At 64.3% G+C, this 18,825-nt stretch carries 16 protein-coding genes and 1 pseudogene; 8 read left to right on the forward strand and 9 right to left on the reverse strand.

What is annotated here, in order from left to right; genetic code table 11:
• Positions 1–95: 95 nt before the first annotated feature.
• A pseudogene (locus ABG82_RS23280) lies at positions 96–464 on the forward strand (polyphosphate kinase 2 family protein); the annotation flags it as partial.
• A gap of 25 nt (positions 465–489) precedes the next feature.
• On the opposite strand, the gene ABG82_RS23285 reads toward ABG82_RS23280, so the two are convergent.
• Both ABG82_RS23285 and ABG82_RS23290 read right to left on the reverse strand, forming a co-directional pair.
• Positions 490–1,359 carry a cyclopropane mycolic acid synthase family methyltransferase gene (locus tag ABG82_RS23285; protein ID WP_043076665.1) on the reverse strand — a complete coding sequence of 290 codons (870 nt, stop codon included), beginning with the start codon at positions 1,357–1,359 and terminating at the stop codon, positions 490–492.
• A 74-nt stretch (positions 1,360–1,433) separates the two neighbouring features.
• Positions 1,434–2,105 carry a helix-turn-helix domain-containing protein gene (locus ABG82_RS23290; protein WP_043076666.1) on the reverse strand — a complete coding sequence of 224 codons (672 nt, stop codon included), beginning with the start codon at positions 2,103–2,105 and terminating at the stop codon, positions 1,434–1,436.
• A gap of 260 nt (positions 2,106–2,365) precedes the next feature.
• Between ABG82_RS23290 and ABG82_RS23295 the strand changes: the two genes are divergently transcribed.
• From ABG82_RS23295 to ABG82_RS23315, 5 genes are all read left to right on the forward strand, one after another.
• A complete protein-coding gene (locus tag ABG82_RS23295; RefSeq protein ID WP_043076667.1) occupies positions 2,366–3,916 on the forward strand; it encodes an amino acid permease in 1,551 nt (516 codons plus the stop codon).
• Positions 3,916–4,749 (forward strand): urea amidolyase associated protein UAAP1, encoded by an 834-nt coding sequence (locus tag ABG82_RS23300; protein ID WP_043076668.1) that lies wholly within the window; start codon positions 3,916–3,918, stop codon positions 4,747–4,749. The genes ABG82_RS23295 and ABG82_RS23300 overlap by 1 nt, the downstream gene beginning before the upstream one ends.
• Positions 4,746–5,354: an urea amidolyase associated protein UAAP2 gene (locus ABG82_RS23305; RefSeq protein WP_162269206.1), complete on the forward strand. Its 609-nt coding sequence runs from the start codon at positions 4,746–4,748 to the stop codon at positions 5,352–5,354. The genes ABG82_RS23300 and ABG82_RS23305 overlap by 4 nt, the downstream gene beginning before the upstream one ends.
• Positions 5,355–5,362: 8 nt before the next feature.
• Positions 5,363–7,345, forward strand: coding sequence for a 5-oxoprolinase/urea amidolyase family protein (locus ABG82_RS23310; protein ID WP_043076851.1), 1,983 nt, complete (start codon positions 5,363–5,365; stop codon positions 7,343–7,345).
• A gap of 134 nt (positions 7,346–7,479) precedes the next feature.
• On the forward strand, positions 7,480–8,190 hold the full coding sequence (locus ABG82_RS23315) for a helix-turn-helix domain-containing protein (protein WP_165589746.1): 711 nt from the start codon (positions 7,480–7,482) through the stop codon (positions 8,188–8,190).
• Here the strand turns inward: ABG82_RS23315 and ABG82_RS23320 are convergent.
• The 5 genes from ABG82_RS23320 to ABG82_RS23340 all read right to left on the reverse strand — a co-directional run bounded on the left by ABG82_RS23320 (position 8,165) and on the right by ABG82_RS23340 (position 14,290).
• Positions 8,165–8,959, reverse strand: a complete 795-nt coding sequence (locus ABG82_RS23320) for an alpha/beta fold hydrolase (RefSeq protein WP_043076671.1) — start codon at positions 8,957–8,959, stop codon at positions 8,165–8,167. The genes ABG82_RS23315 and ABG82_RS23320 overlap by 26 nt on opposite strands.
• Before the next feature lie 88 nt (positions 8,960–9,047).
• On the reverse strand, positions 9,048–9,917 hold the full coding sequence (locus tag ABG82_RS23325) for a 3-hydroxybutyryl-CoA dehydrogenase (protein ID WP_043076672.1): 870 nt from the start codon (positions 9,915–9,917) through the stop codon (positions 9,048–9,050).
• A gap of 238 nt (positions 9,918–10,155) precedes the next feature.
• A complete protein-coding gene (aceA, locus tag ABG82_RS23330; RefSeq protein WP_043076673.1) occupies positions 10,156–11,448 on the reverse strand; it encodes an isocitrate lyase in 1,293 nt (430 codons plus the stop codon).
• 283 nt (positions 11,449–11,731) lie between these two features.
• Entirely contained in the window at positions 11,732–12,496 is a 765-nt protein-coding gene (locus tag ABG82_RS23335; RefSeq protein WP_043076852.1) for an acyl-[acyl-carrier-protein] thioesterase, read from the reverse strand.
• A gap of 198 nt (positions 12,497–12,694) precedes the next feature.
• On the reverse strand, positions 12,695–14,290 hold the full coding sequence (locus tag ABG82_RS23340; RefSeq protein ID WP_043076853.1) for a TROVE domain-containing protein: 1,596 nt from the start codon (positions 14,288–14,290) through the stop codon (positions 12,695–12,697).
• 644 nt (positions 14,291–14,934) lie between these two features.
• Here ABG82_RS23340 and ABG82_RS23345 point away from each other — a divergent pair.
• Complete coding sequence (locus ABG82_RS23345) at positions 14,935–15,387, forward strand: TROVE domain-containing protein (RefSeq protein ID WP_062826706.1); 453 nt, start codon at positions 14,935–14,937, stop codon at positions 15,385–15,387.
• Between the two features lie 239 nt (positions 15,388–15,626).
• Here the strand turns inward: ABG82_RS23345 and ABG82_RS23350 are convergent, their stop codons facing one another.
• On the reverse strand, positions 15,627–17,036 hold the full coding sequence (locus ABG82_RS23350; RefSeq protein ID WP_078343649.1) for an MFS transporter: 1,410 nt from the start codon (positions 17,034–17,036) through the stop codon (positions 15,627–15,629).
• 28 nt (positions 17,037–17,064) lie between these two features.
• On the opposite strand from ABG82_RS23350, the gene ABG82_RS23355 reads away from it, so the two are divergent.
• Positions 17,065–18,012, forward strand: coding sequence for a GlxA family transcriptional regulator (locus ABG82_RS23355; RefSeq protein ID WP_109475861.1), 948 nt, complete (start codon positions 17,065–17,067; stop codon positions 18,010–18,012).
• Between the two features lie 9 nt (positions 18,013–18,021).
• Here ABG82_RS23355 and ABG82_RS23360 read toward each other — a convergent pair whose 3' ends face one another.
• Positions 18,022–18,825 carry a GAP family protein gene (locus tag ABG82_RS23360; RefSeq protein WP_043076674.1) on the reverse strand — a complete coding sequence of 268 codons (804 nt, stop codon included), beginning with the start codon at positions 18,823–18,825 and terminating at the stop codon, positions 18,022–18,024.

The following is an 18,825-nucleotide window of genomic DNA, read 5'->3' on the forward strand; positions in this document are numbered from 1 at the left end:
AGGTGTAGGAGCTTTCGAACCTATGAGCTACCCGTGCGCCCAGACCACTCCGCCACGCGAGACATAGCACACCCCACCCGACCCACATTCATGGCAATAGAGCCGAAAAAGAGCTGACCGATGCCGGGACCACCATCCTCAAGGTGGCGCTGGTGGTGTCGCTCGACGAGCAGAAACAGCGCCTCGCCGAGCGGCTGGACCGGCCCGACAAGTACTGGAAGTTCAATCCCAACGACATCGACGAGCGCGGCTTCTGGCCCGCCTACCAAGAGGCGTATCAGGCGGTGTTGGAGAAAACGAGCACCGAGTACGCGCCCTGGTATGTCATCCCGTGCGATCGCAAGTGGTACAGCAGACTCGCTGTCACCGCGCTTCTCGACGAGAAACTGGCGGGGCTGTCCTTACAGTGGCCACCGGCCGATTTCGATATCGAGGAACAGAAACGCCGCCTCACGCAAGCGTGAGACGGCGTCGCCCTGTTAAGTCTCGCTATTTGACGAGCGTGAACTGCCCGACGTTGGTGACACCGCGACGGAAGAAATCCGCGCAGCCGGTCAGGTACCTCATGAAGCGGTCATAAACCTCTTGCGACTGAATCGCGATCGCTTCCTCGCGGCGCTGCTCAAGATTGCGGGCCCAGATGTCCAGGGTCTTCGCGTAGTGCGGCTGCAGCAAATGCACGCGCTCCAGCGTGAACCCGGAATCCGCAGCAAGCTTCTCGATGTCCTCAACCGCCGGCAACTGACCGCCCGGGAAGATCTCCTCGCCGATGAACTTCATGAATTTCAGGTCGCTAATGGTAATAGCGATTCCATTCTCACGGAAGAACTGTTGAGTGTGCGCAAGAATTGTGTGCAGCAGCATGCGGCCGTCATTCGGAAGAATGTCGTATGCCCGTTCAAAAAAGATCGGGTAGCGCTCTTGTTTAAAAGCCTCGAATGCGCCGATCGTGACAATTCGATCAACTTTGTCGTTGAATTCTTCCCAACCTTGCATGCGAATTTCCGCGGTGCGGCCGGTCTCCTCGGCCACCTTCGCCAGACGCGCCCGGCTGTACTCACTTTGATTCTTACTGAGCGTGATGCCGACGACGTTGACGTCGAATTTCCGCATGGCGCGCTCAAGGCAAGCACCCCAGCCACAGCCGATGTCCAGCAGGGTCATCCCGGGCTCAAGGTTGAGCTTGCCGAGCGCCAGGTCGAACTTGGCCAGCTGCGCCTCAGCAAGGGTCAGATCGTCACGTTCGAAGTACGCACAGGTGTAGCCCATCGTTTCTTCGTCAAGGAAAAGGCCATAGAATTCGTCCGAAATGTCGTAGATGGACTGAGATTCCTCGTAGTACGGCTTGAGATCGGACATTTACTGCAGCACCTAATTCCCATCACATTTTGGCTACTTTGTACTGGACGGCACCCTAGCACGGTCGACTGTGCCTACCTCTTAGGAACGGCCACCGGCCAGTCAAGCTGCCCCAACAGCACTCTGGCCGCCCCCTCGATGCCTTCAGCATCCTCTGTGACCCCCAGCACGCGCAAGGTCGCGTCGGCCAGCAGGGAGGGCAGACGGTCCGGGCTTATCGAATCCCCGTCCGCACGCAGCATGATCACCGACTCCACGAGCCGGAAGGGCAGGCGCTCCACCCCGCCACGGACCCTCTCCGCGCCGCAGGCCTGCGCCGCCAAGTCCTGATAGTGGGTGCGCAGCTGGTCACGCTTGCGACGGAACACCAGAAATCGATCTGCGCGCAGATCGGGCAATAGATAGAGAGCACCCAGATTCCACCGGCTCGCGGCGAGCTGTGCGGCATCGGCCAGCGCGAGCGCGTACAGACGCACCACCGGCGGCTCCGGGCGCTCCGCGAGCAGGGCCGCATAGTGCAGCGGCTGGTCGATCGTCATCGCCAGCAGCGCATCGAGGATGTCGTCCTTGGTCTTGAAGTGGTAGTAGAGGGAGGCCTGCTGAATACCCACCGACTCGGCGATGCGACGGGTCGTGGTTGCCGCGAACCCATCGGTGGTGAACAGCTCGGCGGCGGCGTCGAGGATCTCGTCGCGAGTGCTGTTGCCCTCACGAATGGGACTGATACGCCGCGGTCGCCCTGACATTGTGCCGACCCTTCCATGTATTTCTCGGCAACGTCACGATGCCACTACCTGGTGAGCGTTTTGTCATCGCTCCGACATCTGCGCAACAGCAATGTTACACCGCATACCCGTCCCGAAACGGCACTGTCACCCATGCGTACCGGTCACCCGTCAGACTTATTTACCTGTCACCTGACAGATATTTCTTCCCACATAGATGTGGTTTTTGACGATGTGTAGGGCGCGAAAAGCGTTGCCCGACGACCGACCCGGGAGTGCCCATGAACGCTACAACGGCTGCCGAAGCAACGGCGCGGTCCGCGTCGATCAGCGCCGCCTCGGACTCCGATGACCTTGCTGCGTTTGGCTACAAACCGCAGCTGCATCGCAGCCTTGGCAAATTCGCTTCCTTCGCGGCGGGCTTCTCGTTCGTCTCGATCCTGACGACGATCTTCCAGCTGTTCGCGTTCGGGTTCAGCTTCGGGGGTCCTGCCTTTTTCTGGACCTGGCCCATCGTCTTCGCCGGGCAGTACATGGTGGCGCTGAACTTCGCCGAGCTCGCCGCGCGCTATCCGATCTCGGGTGCCATCTACCAATGGGCCCGCCGCCTCGGCGGTGCCGTGGTGGGCTGGTTCGCCGGCTGGTTCATGATCATCGCCCAGATCGTCACCGCGTCGGCCGCGGCCATCGCACTGCAGGTAGTGCTGCCAACGGTCTGGAGCGGATTTCAGCTCATCGGCACGGACTCGTCATTGACGAGTGTGAGCGGCGCGTCGAACGCCGTGCTGCTGGGATCACTGCTGTTGGTGGCGACCACCGCCATCAACGCGGTCGGCGTCAATTGGATGTCCCGGATCAACTCCATCGGCGTCACCTGCGAGATCGTCGGCGTGGTCGCGGTGGTAGGCATGCTGTTCTGGCACGCCGAGCGCGGCCCGAGCGTGGTGCTGCACACCGGTGACGCGGGCAGCGGATACCCGTGGGCGTTCCTGGCCGCGGGATTGATGGCCGCGTACGTACTGGTCGGATTCGGGTCGGCCAGCGAGCTGGCCGAGGAGACTCGCAACCCGCGCCGGGTCGCACCGCGCACCATCCTCTCGGCGATCGTGGTGTCGGCGATCGGCGGTGCGCTGATGATTCTGGGCGCGCTCATGGCGGCACCCAGCCTGACCGACGGCCAGCTCGCCACCGGCGGCCTTCCTTATGTATTGGACAGCAAGCTGGCTTCCCCGTTCGGCACCCTGCTGCTCATCGATGTCGCGATCGCGGTGTTCGTCTGCACGCTCGCCATTCAGACCGCCGCCTCCCGGCTGATGTTCTCGATGGCCCGCGACGGCAAGCTGCCCTTCTCCTCTGTGCTGTCACACGTGAACCCACGCACGGGTACACCGATCGCGCCCGCGGTGGTCGTCGGTGTCTGCTGTGTGCTGATTCTGGTGGTCAACTTCGGCAACGCCGCACTGTTCACCAGCTTGTGCAGCGTCTGCATCGCCCTGATCTACCTGGCCTACCTGATGGTCACCACACCATTGCTGTTGCGCCGCTTGGGGATCGGCGGTAGCAAGTGGGACGGTAACAAGGGCCAGACCGACGCCGACGGGCGAAAGCTCTTTTCGCTCGGGAAATTCGGGCTCCCGATCAACATCCTCGCCGTCGGCTATGGCGCGTTCATGATTCTCAATCTCTCCTGGCCGCGCGCGGCCGTCTTCGATCCCACCGGGGAACACCCATACCTGGTGTGGATGGCCCCGATCTGCATTGTCGCGGTGCTCATCGCCGGGCTTGTTGCCTACCCGCGGCATGCCGCTTCAACCACCGAGGAGATCTCCTGATGACGACCGCAACCACCAAGGGCGCCCGGGACCATGCCCGCGCGCAGGCGGGCCAGATCACCGATTCGATGCCCGTGCTGCCAGCCTCCGACTGGCCGTGGGCTCCCCACGATGTCGACCCGCTGACGCTCACCTGGGCCGAGACCATCCCCGGCGGGCGATACGCCACCAAGGTGCTGGGCCGTGGTACCCGGTTGCGGCTGACCGACGTCACCGGATCCGGCTGCGTGAGCATGGTCCTGTTGCGAGCGGACGCCCCATGGGAGCGGCTCAACGTCGCCGACACCGTCAAGGTTCCGTGGCAGGCCTATCTCGGCAGCGGGCATCCGCTGCTCTCGGATCAGGCCCGGATACTGGCCACCATCGTCGCCGACAGTTCCGGGCACCACGACACCTTCTGCGGAACCACCACACTGACGGCGAACACCGCCAAATACGGTGCAGGTGAACTCTATTCCGCGAGCCCAGCCGGTCGTGAGCTGTTCACGCTGGCCGCCGCCAAACACGGGCTGTCCCCGCGCGATGTCGGCCCATCGGTGTCGTTCTTCCACGGGGTCCGCGTTGCGGCCGACGGCACGTTGCTCAGCAGCGGCACCGCCGGCCCCGGGGCCACCGTGGACCTTCTGATCCACCTGCCCGTCATCGCTCTGCTGGTCAACACCGCGCACCCCCTGGATCCATCGGACACCTTCGATACCGGTCCCGTGCAGGTGCTGGCCTGGCCCGCGCTCGACGAACTGGTCGAGCTGCCCAACACCGAACCGGAATATCAACGCGCTGTGCTCAATACCGAAGACGCGTGGGCCGCAGCACAGAATGGAGAGGCACTGTGACACGTACGGTTCTCGATGAGGTGGTCCCGGCCCGTGCACCGTGGAGCACCGTGGTCTGCGCCGGTGATGTACTCACCATCATCGATCTGAAGGGTAACCAGGCAGTGGACACTCTGCTGTACTCGGCAGCGGATACCTCGGTGCGCTACTCGGCACAGGCGACCATCGCCGCACAGTCAAACCTGTTCCTGCGCACAGGAACTGTGCTGCGCGCCGAGGACGGCAGTCCGCTGATGACCATCGTCGAGGACGAGGTGGGCAGCCATGACACCATCGGCGGCGCGTGCTCCCAGGAGTCGAACACCTTGCGCTATGGACACCACACCAAACATCAGCACGCCTGCGTGGAGAACTTCCTGCTGGAAGGCGCCAAGTGGGGCCTTGGTAAACGAGACTTGGTGTCCAACATCAACTTCTACATGAATGTCCCGGTAGATGACGACGGGACGCTGGGCATCGTCGACGGACTCTCGGCACCGGGCAAGAAGATCAAGCTGCGTGCCGAGGTGGACACCTTGGTGCTGGTATCGAATTGCCCGCAGATCAACAACCCGTGCAATGGCTTCGATCCCACCCCGGTGCGGATGGTGGTGGAAAGCCTATGAGCGGCACCATGAAGGTCACGGCACCCGGCATGCTCACCACAGTCCAGGATTGGCCGGGACGCACCGGGTACTGGCAAGTGGGAGTGCCCCCGTCCGGCCCGATGGACGATCTCTCGTTCCGTTTGGGCAACCGTGCCGTCGGAAACTCCGAAGGGGCGCCAGGATTGGAGGCCACACTTGCCGGCCCCACTGTGCATTTCACCGACGCGACCCTGGTCTGCGTCACCGGGGCACCGGCACTGGTGACCGTGAACGGCCGCCCGGTCCCCCAGTGGCGCGCCGTCACCGTCCCCGCAGACGGCACTCTCGCCGTGGGCGCCGCAGCCGACACCGGGATGCGCATCTACATACTCATCGCCGGCGGCATCGAGGTCCCCCGGTTCCTGGGTAGCTCCGCTACCTTCACCCTCGGCGGATTCGGCGGCCCGGCGGGCCGTGCGCTGGCCGCCGGCGACGTCCTGACCTTGGGTGACTCCGTCGACGCTGAACCGCAGTGCATTCCGGGCACCGCCCAACCGGCGATCGGCCACCACTGGGAGCTCGCCGTTACCGAGGGACCGCACGGCGCCCCCGACTTCTTCACCCGTAGCGACATCGACGAACTGTTGTCGACCGATTACGAGGTGCACTTCAACTCCGATCGCACCGGAGTGCGGCTCATCGGCCCCAAGCCGCAATGGGCGCGCACAGACGGCGGCGAGGCCGGCCTGCATCCGTCGAACATCCACGACAACGCGTACTCCATCGGGGCTCTCGACTTCACCGGGGACACCCCGATTCTGCTGGGCCCCGACGGCCCCAGCTTGGGCGGGTTTGTCTGCCCCGTCACGGTGGTCTCGGCCGATCGGTGGAAGCTGGGGCAATTGCGGGCGGGCGACACTCTGCGCTTCGTCAAGATCGAAGCCTCGCGTAGCGCTTCGCTGCGCTCGATCGGTATCGATCGTCGGGGGCACTGGCCGTCGGTGTTCTCCACCCGGGGAGACGGCGATGACGGCGTGTTGGCCTATCGCCCGGCTCGCGACGACGCACCCGACATGACATACCGCCGTAGCGGCGACGACAACATCTTGGTCGAATACGGCGACATCACACTGGATTTGGCGCTACGTGCACGCGTACATGCGTTGCATCAGAGACTGGAGGACACGCACACCAAGGGAATCGTGGATCTGACGCCCGGCATTCGGTCGCTTCAGGTGCACTTCGATCCCGACCGGCTGCCGATGGGCAAGGTGCTGGGGCTGCTCGACGATATCGATGAGCATCTGCCCGCATCCGATCAGCTGGTGGTACCGAGCCGCCGGGTGGCCATGCCGTTGTCCTGGGACGATCCCTCGGTCCGCGATGCCATGGAGCGCTACCGGCTCGGTGTGCGCGCGGACGCCCCGTGGATGCCATGGAACATCGAATTCATCAGGCGTATCAATGGTTTGGACACCGTTGACGACGTCTATCGCACTGTCTACGACGCCTCATATCTGGTGCTCGGACTGGGTGATGTCTATTTGGGCGCTCCTGTCGCGACCCCCGTCGATCCGCGGCACCGGCTCGTCACCACCAAATACAACCCGGCCCGCACCTGGACACCGGAGAACGCGGTCGGGATCGGCGGGGCGTATCTATGCGTCTACGGCATGGAAGGTCCGGGTGGGTACCAGTTGGTGGGCCGCACGGTGCAGATCTGGAACCACCGGCATCCCGCTAATGCGGGCGCATTCGAACCCGGTACACCCTGGCTGCTGCGCTTCTTCGATCAGATCAGCTGGTATCCGGTCAGCGCGGCAGAGCTCCTCGAGCTGCGGGATGAGCTTGCCACCGGGCGTGGCAGCGGCGGCGTCACGATCACCGAGGGTGAGTTCTCGATGGCGCAGTACTCCACATTCCTTGCCCAAAATGCGACGTCAATAGCCGACTTCCGCAATCATCAACGCGCGGCATACGCGGCCGAACGCGAAGCATGGAGCACTGCGGACGAATTCGCCCGGGTGTAGCAAGTGAGCGCCCCGAACCCCTCGTGCACGAATCCCGGGGCGTGTCACTTTGCTGTCCGAATTAATCATCCCACGGCTACCAGGGTCAATACACTTAGATACGCAGTCTTTTTGCGCAACCAAAGGTAATGACTTTGCCTAATGAATTTGGCGCCTTCATCAAGTCGGCGCGAGAGCGGCATGACATGACCCAGCTGGGTCTCGCGCATGCCACGGGTTTCAGCCTGAGGTGGATACAGGGTGTGGAATCGGGTGTACCGCCAAGCGCCCGTGGGCTGCGGTCGCTGGCGGAAGCACTACAGCTGTCACAGTGGGAAAGCGGATACTTGCATCTGCTCGTGCACAAGCCACCACCGGTCCCCATCATGAGCGCCCCTCCGGCAGATATCTCCGACTACCTCGAGTCCGTCAACCCGAACCCGGCAGCTTTTCTCACGCCGGCATGGACGATCATCAATGCCAATTCGGAGTTCCTGAGGCTCTTCAAGGGACTGTGGATTTCACCGAATTTTCTGTACTGGCATTACATCGGGCGCCGAACCCCCGAGATCGTGCTCGACTGGCAGTCCTCATCGGACTGGCTGATCGCGTGGCTCCGCCTGAACATGGCAATCACCCCAGACGATCCGGACCTCATCGAGTCGATCGAGAAGCTGTTGAAGATCGACACCTTCGTCCATCAATGGGAGAACAACGTGATCCCGCCGGATCCTTCCGCCTGTCAATGGACGGTGTACGACATCGACAACGCCACGACATTGAGCATCGACATGCGGGTCTGGCGGGCCGGGCTGTCCTCCGGCATCATGCTGCTCGGCGCTATACGGGCAGTAACTCCCGCATGAGTCCCCGTACCAGATCCAGGGTTTGGGGATCCTGCACGATGCTCAGCGCCTGAAACTGCCGCTCGACAGTGCCAAAACGTTTGGGGCCACCCAGGTTTTCGTAGACGTTGTGTCCGTGCGCGAGCGGTATGTAGAACTCGCTGCTGCCGTGGACAACCACCGCCGGGCAGGTAACGCCGCCCAGGTTCTCGGTGACGCCCGGACGGCCGAGCCAGGCATCTGCCATCACCTGCACCTGTTGCCAATCGGTGCCGCGCCATCTATCCATCAAATCCGCGGCGGCCTGCGATGATCCGGTCGCGGCCTGAGCGATGCGCGCAAACTCGGAAGCCTGCGGCCCGGACTCCTTCCATTGCGCTAAACCGACACTCAGCGAGGCGATCTCGCCAGGGTCGGTGGGGTATGCGGTCGCACCGATAAGCAGTAGACCCACCACCCGCTCCGGTTCCAGCAATGCCGCATGCATAGCGATGGTGGCACTGAGCAACTCACCGGCGAAGATGGCTCGCTCGATTCCCAGCGCCGACGCCAAAGCCAACGCGTCCTTGGCGCACTCGGTGAGCGCGAACGGCCTGCCATCGAACCTCGTGTCACCGTGGCACCGCTGGTCGAAGGCCACTACGCGGTAGCCATCTGCCGCAAGCACATTCGCCAGCGGGATCATGTGCACGGCGTCGAGGAACATCGGGTGAGACAGCAAGATCGGCGGTCCGTCACCGCCGCTGTCGGTGTAATGAAAGGACTGGCCGTTCACCGATACCGAAGGCATACGCCGACGCTACCGCCCGAGGGCATACCGTACGCACACAATCGGGCTGGGATCGGTGCGTGCGGTATGCCCTCGCACGGTGGGGTGGCTACTTGGCCTTGTACTCGTAGAACCCGGCGCCGGTCTTCTTGCCGAGACGCCCGGCCTCAACCATGCGGAGCAGCAGTGGCGGCGCCGCGTACAGCGGCTCCTTGTACTCGTCGTACATCGAGTCGGCGATGAGCTTCAGGGTGTCCAGGCCGACCAGATCGGATAGACGCAGCGGTCCCATCGGGTGCGACAGCCCCGCCACCACGGCCTTGTCGATATCTTCGACTGTGGCGAAACCGGATTCGGCCATCCGAATGGCGGCAAGTAGGTACGGCACCAGCAAGAAGTTGACCACGAAGCCTGAGCGGTCGGCGGCGCGCACAACCTGCTTGCCCAGCACCTCGCTCGCGAAGGTCTCGGTGCGCGCGGCCGCTTCTGGGGTGGTCACCAGCGTCGAGATCAGCTCGACGAGCGGCAGTACCGGTACCGGGTTGAAGAAGTGCAGGCCGAGCACCCGGCCCGGATTCTTAGTCGCCGCAGCGATTTTCATGATCGGGATGCTGGAGGTGTTCGACGCCAGCACCGCGTCGGGATCCGTGATCACCTCGTCGAGCTTGGCGAAAATCGAGGATTTGATGGCCTCATCCTCGATGACGGCCTCGATGACCAGCTGACGATCGGAGAAGTCGGCCAGATCGGTGGTGAACTTCAAGTTCGCGACGGCAGCATCGCGCTCACGCTCGGTGATCTTGCCGGCTGACACACCGCGATCCAGCGACTTGGTGATCCGGTCGCGCCCCGCGGTGGTGAGCGCCTCGGTAGTCTCGAACACCAGCACGTCGACACCGGCGCGTGCCGACACCTCGGCGATACCGGCGCCCATCTGCCCCGCGCCGATGACTCCTACGCGCGTGATTCCATCCGTCATCTTCGTGCAACTCCCTGAACATCGTTGTTAGTTTTGGTCGTATCTGATGGTCTTCGCGCAAGCGGCTCATCCATCCAGCACACAGGCCCCGCCCAACGGGATACGTGGGCGGGGCCTGTGCTGTCAACTCAGTGGGTCACACCGAGAGTCATTTCTTTCCGGCGAGTAGACGTAAAAGCTCGTGTCTCCCGGGTGTGTCGGGTGCATTTACGTCTACTCGGCAAGGGAACCAGCGGGCTTAGTGGAACTGGCCCTCTTCGGTCGAGCCCTTGAGCGCTGCGGTCGAGGTGTTCGGGTCGACCGTGGTGGCGATCTTGTCGAAGTAACCGGCGCCAACCTCGCGCTGGTGCTTGGTGGCGGTGTAACCACGGGCCTCGGAAGCGAACTCGCGCTCCTGCAGGTCGACGTAGGCCGTCATGCCCTCGCGGGCGTAGCCGTAGGCCAGATCGAACATCGAGTAGTTCAGGGCGTGGAAGCCGGCCAGGGTGATGAACTGGAACTTGAAGCCCATGGCACCCAGTTCCTTCTGGAACTTGGCGATGGTCGAGTCGTCCAGGTGCTGCTTCCAGTTGAAGGACGGGCTGCAGTTGTAGGACAGCAGCTGGTCCGGGAAGTCAGCCTTGACGGCCTCGGCGAACTTGCGGGCAACCTCGAGATCCGGCACACCGGTCTCCATCCAGATGAGGTCGGCGTAGGGAGCGTAGGCCTTGGCACGCGCGATACAGGGCTCGATGCCCTTCTGCACGTTGTAGAAGCCCTCGGAGGTGCGCTCGCCGGTGACGAACGGCTTGTCGCGCTCGTCCACATCGGAGGTGATGAGGGTGGCGGCCTCGGCGTCGGTGCGGGCGATGACGACCGTCGGGGTGTTGGCGACGTCCGCGGCCAGGCGAGCGGAGGTCAGGGTGCGGATGTGCTGCTGGGTGGGGATCAGCACCTTGCCACCGAGGTGGCCGCACTTCTTCTCCGAGGCCAGCTGGTCCTCCCAGTGGGTGCCGGCGGCACCCGCGGCGATCATGGCCTTCTGCAGCTCGTAGACGTTCAGCGCGCCACCGAAGCCGGCCTCACCGTCGGCGACGATCGGCACGAGCCAGTTGTCGACGCTGGTGTCACCCTCGACGCGAGCGATCTCGTCGGCGCGCAGCAGGGCGTTGTTGATGCGGCGAACCACGGCCGGCACCGAGTTGGCCGGGTACAGGCTCTGGTCCGGGTAGGTGTGGCCGGAGAGGTTGGCGTCACCGGCAACCTGCCAACCGGACAGGTAGATGGCCTTGAGGCCGGCGCGAACCTGCTGAACGGCCATGTTGCCGGTCAGGGCGCCCAGCGCGTTGATGTACGAGTCGTCACCCTTGGTGACGGCGTCCCACAAGATCTCGGCGCCGCGGGTGGCCAGGGTGTTGGCCTCGACGACGCTACCCTGCAGCTCCTCGACCTGGGCGGCGGTGTAGTCGCGGGTGATGCCCTTCCAGCGGGGGTTGGTGTCCCAGTCCTGCTGGATTTCGGCCGCTGTGCGCGGCTTGCCGACATTCGACATTGGTGCTCCTCTGTTACTTGCCCTGACGTTTGGCTGTCCGATTTTCTGCCACGGACAGATTGTTAACGCTCAGGCACGTTCACTGCGTTGACTGTTACGACGATGTCACAGACCATATGCGCAGGTCCACCCGTTCCCGCTGCCAATTTTCGCTAGGCATTGACAGTCTTTTGCGAACCTTGCGAAGCGGCTAATCGTACGCCCGTACTGTTGCTACCGGCCGGTAACCAACAATCCCCTGTTCAGAACGCTCATACTGTTAAACGACCGACACCGTGTCTAGTTATCGAGCGAAGATCGAGGCGAGGGCCTTCACTTCGTTGCCAACGACATATGTGAGCGTCGTTACACTGCGGCCGGAGACGCCTAACTCGGTTCCGTCCTCATAGACGTTCGTGATGATCTCGAGCTTGTCCCCCAGCGAAACCGCGGAGTCATGCTCAAGGCTTACCCGGAATGGCGCGGTCCGGCTCTCGGGCTCCCGGGAGAGGTGATCCTCCACGATGCTCCAGTACACGGAGTTGTTCATGTGATCGAACAGATCCATATCGGTATAGCGCACCGGGAACTCCCGGATATCTGTCGCGGTCTCGCGGCTCCCGGGCTTGTTATAGGGCTTCCACCGCAGCCGATCGACGTCGGTCGTCGACGCGACGGTGGCAAGGAAGTCGTCGTCGATGCGCGCCGGACCCTGCGTCTCGCGGCTGACGTGAAGCCAGAACGCCTCGGATTCGACGAGCCCGCCGTCCCGGCCGTCCAGTCGCACCCGCATCTGGCACCACCGATTGGAGGTTGCCGAACACCACCGGCGCAACCACAGTCCCTCCTTGAAATCGATCGGCTTGATGACGTCGATCATGGTGCGGCGCACGATCCACAACGGGTGGGTCTCCTCCGCCTCAACTCCGCGCAGGTGATCCTGGCCGATGTCCTGGATGTGCCGGGCAGCCCCGTCCAGCCGCAGCCGCCCACCGGAATCGACATCGGCCATCCGCACCGGCCACCGGCCCTCGTAGACGTGGGGATGCGCGTGGGGCACGGGCATCATGTCCTTGTCGAGGCCGGTGCTCGGTTCGGTGCTCACGCCCCGATCATCACATACCCACCGGCTACCCCACCTGACCGCTCATGCCGAAACGGCGGGGGGGGGCAAGCCCCCCCCACCCCCCCCCCCCCCCCCCCCCCCCCCCCCCCCCCCGGGCCAAGGGGGGGGGGGGGCCACCCCCCCCCCCCCCCGCCGCCGCCACTACAGCCGTCCGGCGGTGAAGTCCGACAACAGCTGCGGCACAGCCGAATCGAACCCGGACACATCCAACTGCCGCGGATCTGCCGGGTCCGCGATCGTGTTACGAGCGCCCGTCATCGCGACGACCACCAGACGGGTATCGAGCCCCATCCGCTGCCGATACTCGGCGAGCGCCTGGTGCGGATGAATGTCGCCGTACCAGGTCTCGTTATCTGTGTAGATGTGAATCGCGTCGAACTCCAGGCGGTTCTTCAGCGCCCACACCATCGGCAGCGCGCAGTCGGTGCCACCCATCGGCAGCGCGGCCGTGTACCGGCAGACATCGTCGAGCCGGCGCCGTGCAGTGATGTCGAGCCGCTGGACGGCCGGCTTGCGCCAATCCGCACCTGCGGTGAAACCGATTGCCTGATAATCGCTTTCGATGCTCGCGGACACCAGCGCCAGGGCCGCCGACGCCTCCCGGCAGCTCAGCGGCAGCCCCGAGATCCGGCAGTCCATCGACCCCGAGATGTCCAGTGCCAGCAGCACACGTCCACCGGACGGCTCGACCGCACCGTATGCGGCGTAGAACGCCGCGTCCAGCGCATCGATGATCCGGGGCTCCGGAGTCCAGGTGCTCGCACCGCGGTCCGAACGCCCCGAGGCATAGGTGCGTGCGGCCAGCAGGACGTTCACCGGGTGCACCCGGCCCTTACGCAGCCGGGCGCCATCCTGCAGCTGCGCGCCCACTGCCGCACCGGCAGAACCCGACAACAGACCCAGCCGGGTCAGGCGCGGCAGCTGACGCATGAGCGCCGTCTGCGGAACACCCTTGTCCAGCAAGGCCTCCCAAACCTCCGCGACGTTGAGCGCGGCATCGGGCAGCATCTCCCAGGACAGCCCGTTACCACGCCCGACGATCTGCGCCCATTGCCCGGGTGTGGTGGCCGACTGCGCGTCCAGGAAGTCCTGCACGACGGCGGGCAACTCGGCCGCGCCGGTGCCCCGGACCACGAACTCGAACAACGCCCGCCGATCGGCCGCCGTGGCCTTGGGGTGAGCCAAGCGCAACAGGTCGCGGTGCGTCCATCCATCCCGCTGCCGATACTTGACCACTTGGTAACCCAGTTGATCGACCGGCTTGTCCAGGTACCAGCTGCCGACCGACCGCCTCAGCGCCGGACCCCAGCCGCGGAACTGCTCGACATAGTTCGCGAACTGGAACAGGTGCGTCCCGGTACGCGCCACCCTGGGCAGGGCGGCGCATGCCGCGCGACGGCCGTCGACGTCCTCGCAGGACGCCGCGATGGCCAGCGCGAACAGTGCCGGGTTCGGCTTGGGCGCACAGCCCGCCTCGGAGATCTCGACGATCCGCCGCACCAGGCCGATCGGATCCGTTGCGGCAGCGCGGAAGACCACATCGGCGGCCTCACGAGTAAGCGCCTCCGCCGAGGTGTAGTACGTCCCGCCCGATGTCCCGAGAGTGAGAAACCGGTGCAGCTGGGCATCCTCGGCCGTGGCATACGTGTATCCGCCGGCCGAGTTGGCGATCTGCCGTCCATCGGCAGGCCGGGACTGCGGCGTGCGCCGCCTACTGATCCTGCGCAGTACATCCATCATGGTGTTCTCTCTCCTTCCTCGGGTGGGGTGCGGGCGTGTAGGTAGTCACCGGATCTTGATCAGTGGGAGTGATAACCGGCGACTTCCGGCTCGCACCGTCGACCAGCAGGTGATGTGGGCATGTGAAGTTGCCGACCGGATTCGGGATTCGAACCCAATAGCCAGTTGATAACCGGCCGACGTCCGGCCCACATCCCCCGCTGATCATGAAAATCGTTTGGCCGCTTGCACGTGGCGCGGGCCGGAATGGATCGGTTACCTCAGGAGCGGGAAGCCCGGGTTGGAATCCCGGCGGGTCATTCGCATGGGCCCGTGGTGTAGCTGCCAGAGCACGCCCGCCATCGTGTCGGTGCATGCGCACATGCCCGCGCCACAGTGCAATCGGTGCATGCGCACATGCCCGCGCCACAGTGCAAGCGGCCAAACGATTTTCATGATCAGCGGGGGATGTGGGCCGGACGTCGGCCGGTTATCAACTGGCTATTGGGTTCGAATCCCGAATCCGGTCGGCAACTTCACATGCCCACATCACCTGCTGGTCGACGGTGCGAGCCGGAAGTCGCCGGTTATCACTCCCACTGATCAAGATCCGGTGACTACCTACACGCCCGCACCCCACCCGAGGAAGGAGAGAGAACACCATGATGGATGTACTGCGCAGGATCAGTAGGCGGCGCACGCCGCAGTCCCGGCCTGCCGATGGACGGCAGATCGCCAACTCGGCCGGCGGATACACGTATGCCACGGCCGAGGATGCCCAGCTGCACCGGTTTCTCACTCTCGGGACATCGGGCGGGACGTACTACACCTCGGCGGAGGCGCTTACTCGTGAGGCCGCCGATGTGGTCTTCCGCGCTGCCGCAACGGATCCGATCGGCCTGGTGCGGCGGATCGTCGAGATCTCCGAGGCGGGCTGTGCGCCCAAGCCGAACCCGGCACTGTGGCGCGGGCATGTGCGCATGCACCGATTGCACTGTGGCGCGGGCATGTGCGCATGCACCGACACGATGGCGGGCGTGCTCTGGCAGCTACACCACGGGCCCATGCGAATGACCCGCCGGGATTCCAACCCGGGCTTCCCGCTCCTGAGGTAACCGATCCATTCCGGCCCGCGCCACCTGCAAGCATTCAGTTGTACGGGTGGCGCGAGCATGTGAGCTGCCGACCGAAGTCATTGCTCTACCAAGCTGAGCTACAGGATCCCTGAGACCCTGACGGGATTCGAACCCGCGACCTATGAATTAACAGTTAACCGATCCACATCCGGCCCGCACCACCCGTGTGCTGTTGTTCGTGAGAAACTGTACGGATATTTCGCCTACTGTCCAAGGGATTATTTGACTTCTTCGGCAAACTCCGCGCGCCCGCGGTCGGCCTGCTCGCGGAGGACCTCGCAACGATCGTCATTTACGTCGCCGTCAACTTGATCTATCGCGACCTGCTGATCACCTGACGGCCGATCCCGCACCGAAAGGCACATCACCGCCGCGACCACACATAGCCCGGCGGCCAGCCGGAAGGCCGTGTCGTAGTTGCCCTGTTGATCGCGTAGCCATCCCGCACCTGCCGCCGCCACCGCCGCTCCGAGCTGGTGCGAGGCGAACACCCACCCGAACACCACGGGTGTGTGCTCACCAAAGTAGACGCGGCACAACGCGATGGTCGGCGGCACGGTGGCCACCCAGTCCAATCCATAAAAAATGATGAACACCCAGGTGGACGGCTCCGCCCGGGGAGAAAGCAGCGCGGGCAACAACATCAGCGAGATACCGCGGCCAAAGTAGTAGATGCCCAACAGAATGCGAGCATCGACACGATCGGTGAGCCATCCCGAGAACACCGTCCCGGCCACGTCGAAGACACCGATGAGCGCGAGCAGGCCCGCCGCGATCGTGGCAGGCATGCCATGGTCATGCGCGGCCGGAATGAAATGGGTGCCGATCAGCCCGTTGGTGGTCATCCCGCAGATCGCAAAGCTTCCCGCCAACAGCCAAAACACCGGCCGCCGGGCGCCTATCGCCAGCCCCTGCCAGGCCGCACCGAATCCACCCGACAATGCCGCCGGCTCGTCAGCATCGGCACCGTAGGGGCCAACGCCCTTGTCCGCAGGCCGGTTTCGCATAAAAAGTGCGACAAGGGGCACCACGGCAAGCGCGGCTGCCGCAACGATCACCGATGCCCAGCGCCAGCCATAAGCACCGGTCACCACAGCCACCAAAGGCAAGAAGATGAGCTGCCCGGTGGCACTGGCGGCCGTCAAGACGCCGGTGACCAATCCACGCCGCGCGACGAACCACCTGGTCGCAACGGTCGCCACGAAACCCATCGAGATCGACCCGGTTCCCACGCCCACCAGCACACCCCAGAGCACCAATAGCTGCCACGAGGCCGTCATGAAGATCCCGAGGAAGGTGCCCACCGCGATGAGGGTGAGCGCTGCCGCCAGCACCGGACGTATCCCGAGTTTGTCCATCAACGCGGCGGCGAACGGGGCGGTGAGGCCGAACAAGGTCATGTTGACCGACATGGCCAACCCGATCGTCGCGTGCGACCACCCGAACTCGGCGTGCAGCGGGTCCATCAGAACACCGGGGACCGAACGGAATCCGGCGGCGGCCAGCACCGCGACGAAGGCGACCCCGGCGATGATCCAGGCGGGATGAAGGTGGCGGCGGGAAGTCCCGGGCAGATACTGCGTCACCCGCCAAGGCTGACCGATGCCGACGGCTCTCACAATTGGCATAAATGCCAATAGGTGTAAAGATCGTGCCATGGTGCACACCGTGGTGGTGCTGATGCTCGAGCCACTGATCGGTTTCGACGCGACCATCCCGTCGCTGATACTCGGCCAGGCCGGCGCGGAGCGTTATCGCGTCATCACCTGCGGGCTGACCGCGGCACCGGTTCAGACCACCTCGGGATACGCCATCACCCCGCAAGAGGGGCCGGCGGCGCTGGCCCTTGCGGACACCGTGATTGTTCCGGGTACTCAGTATCCGCCGTCGCGGGTTCGGGGTGAACTGGCCGAGGATCTACACGCCGCCTTCAACACCATCCGCCCCGGAACCCGCATGGTGTCCATCTGCACCGGGGCCTTCGTGCTGGGGGCCGCGGGCCTCCTCGACGGGCGCCGGGCGACCACACATTGGCATAAGGCCGGCGACTTCCGCGCACTGTATCCGCGTGTGCTGCTGGACGATACGGTTCTATTCGTCGATGACGGCAATGTTCTCACGTCCGCGGGTCTTGCCTCGGGAATCGACTTGTGCCTGCACATCGTTCGGCAGGATCACGGCACCGCGGCGGCCAACGATGTGGCCAGATACTGCCTGGTGCCGCCGTGGCGGGAGGGTGGACAGGCACAATTCATCGACCGCCCGCTGCCCGAATGCACCGGGGATTCAACGGCGCCCGCCCGCGATTGGGCGTTGGCAAATCTGACCGAGCCGTTGACGGTGCAGCAGCTGGCCGATCGTTCACGCATGAGCGTGCGGACCTTCAACCGCCGCTTCCGCGACGAGACCGGCCTCTCTCCGGGCGACTGGGTGCGGCAACAGCGCGTCGAATGTGCCAGGGCGCTGTTGGAGTCACACGATCTCGCGGTGGACGAGGTAGCACGCCGCTCCGGCCTCGGTTCGGCCGCGAATCTGCGGCATCACCTACGGCGCGGGTTCGGGATGAGCCCCACCCACTACCGGAAGACCTTCCGGGGCAGTTAGATCCGGCGGCTACACCACGCCCAGGCCGATGAGCAGCTGCCAAAGGCCGAGTACCGCAAAGATGACGAGCAGAATCTCCGAGCGCCGGGCCTCGGCCCATCTGTGCACCGGTTCCAGCACCGCCTGGGTTTTCGCCGGCGCGAGAACGTAGCTGAACAACGCGATCTCGAACAGAATCAATTCCACGAAGATGAACACCAGCACCGCGATGACCTGTGTGCCCATCGCGGCCCCCGAACCGACCACAAGCGTATCGACCAAGAGCACCAGCGGCGGCGGCGGCATGTACCCGATGCCGAGTACCAGTGCGACCCAGAGTGATCCGTTCTCCCACGCATTCTTTCCCCGGCCCAGAAGCCGTTGAATCCTGCCGCCGAGATCCTTGATCACACGCCGGATGGGACCGGCGGGCCGCGATGCGGCAGAGGGCTCTTCGTCCTCCAGCACCAGCACCGATGCCTCGCCACCGCTACCGCTCGCGACAGGCTGCGGCTCACGCTTACGTGCCCGCAGCCGCACCGCGATCCATACCGCGACCGCCAGCGCGAGCACGCCCGTGCCGAATTGCAACGGCTTGACCGAGCTGCCCGGGTCGGCCGTCGTCAGGTTCTTGGCGAACGACGCGAAGCTGGGCACCAGATGCAGCGCGAACAGCGAGATCACGAAGGCGGGCACGTTCACGATCAGCGCACCCACCCAGAACGCGAGCAGGTTCTGCACCGGCCGGGGCCGGGAAATCACCACCAGGACCAGGCCCAGCAGCATCGGGTTGAGCGACACCATAAATGCCAGCCCTAAAAGCTCGCCCCACAT

The organism is Mycobacteroides immunogenum, from assembly GCF_001605725.1.
In the GTDB taxonomy this organism is placed as follows: domain Bacteria; phylum Actinomycetota; class Actinomycetes; order Mycobacteriales; family Mycobacteriaceae; genus Mycobacterium; species Mycobacterium immunogenum.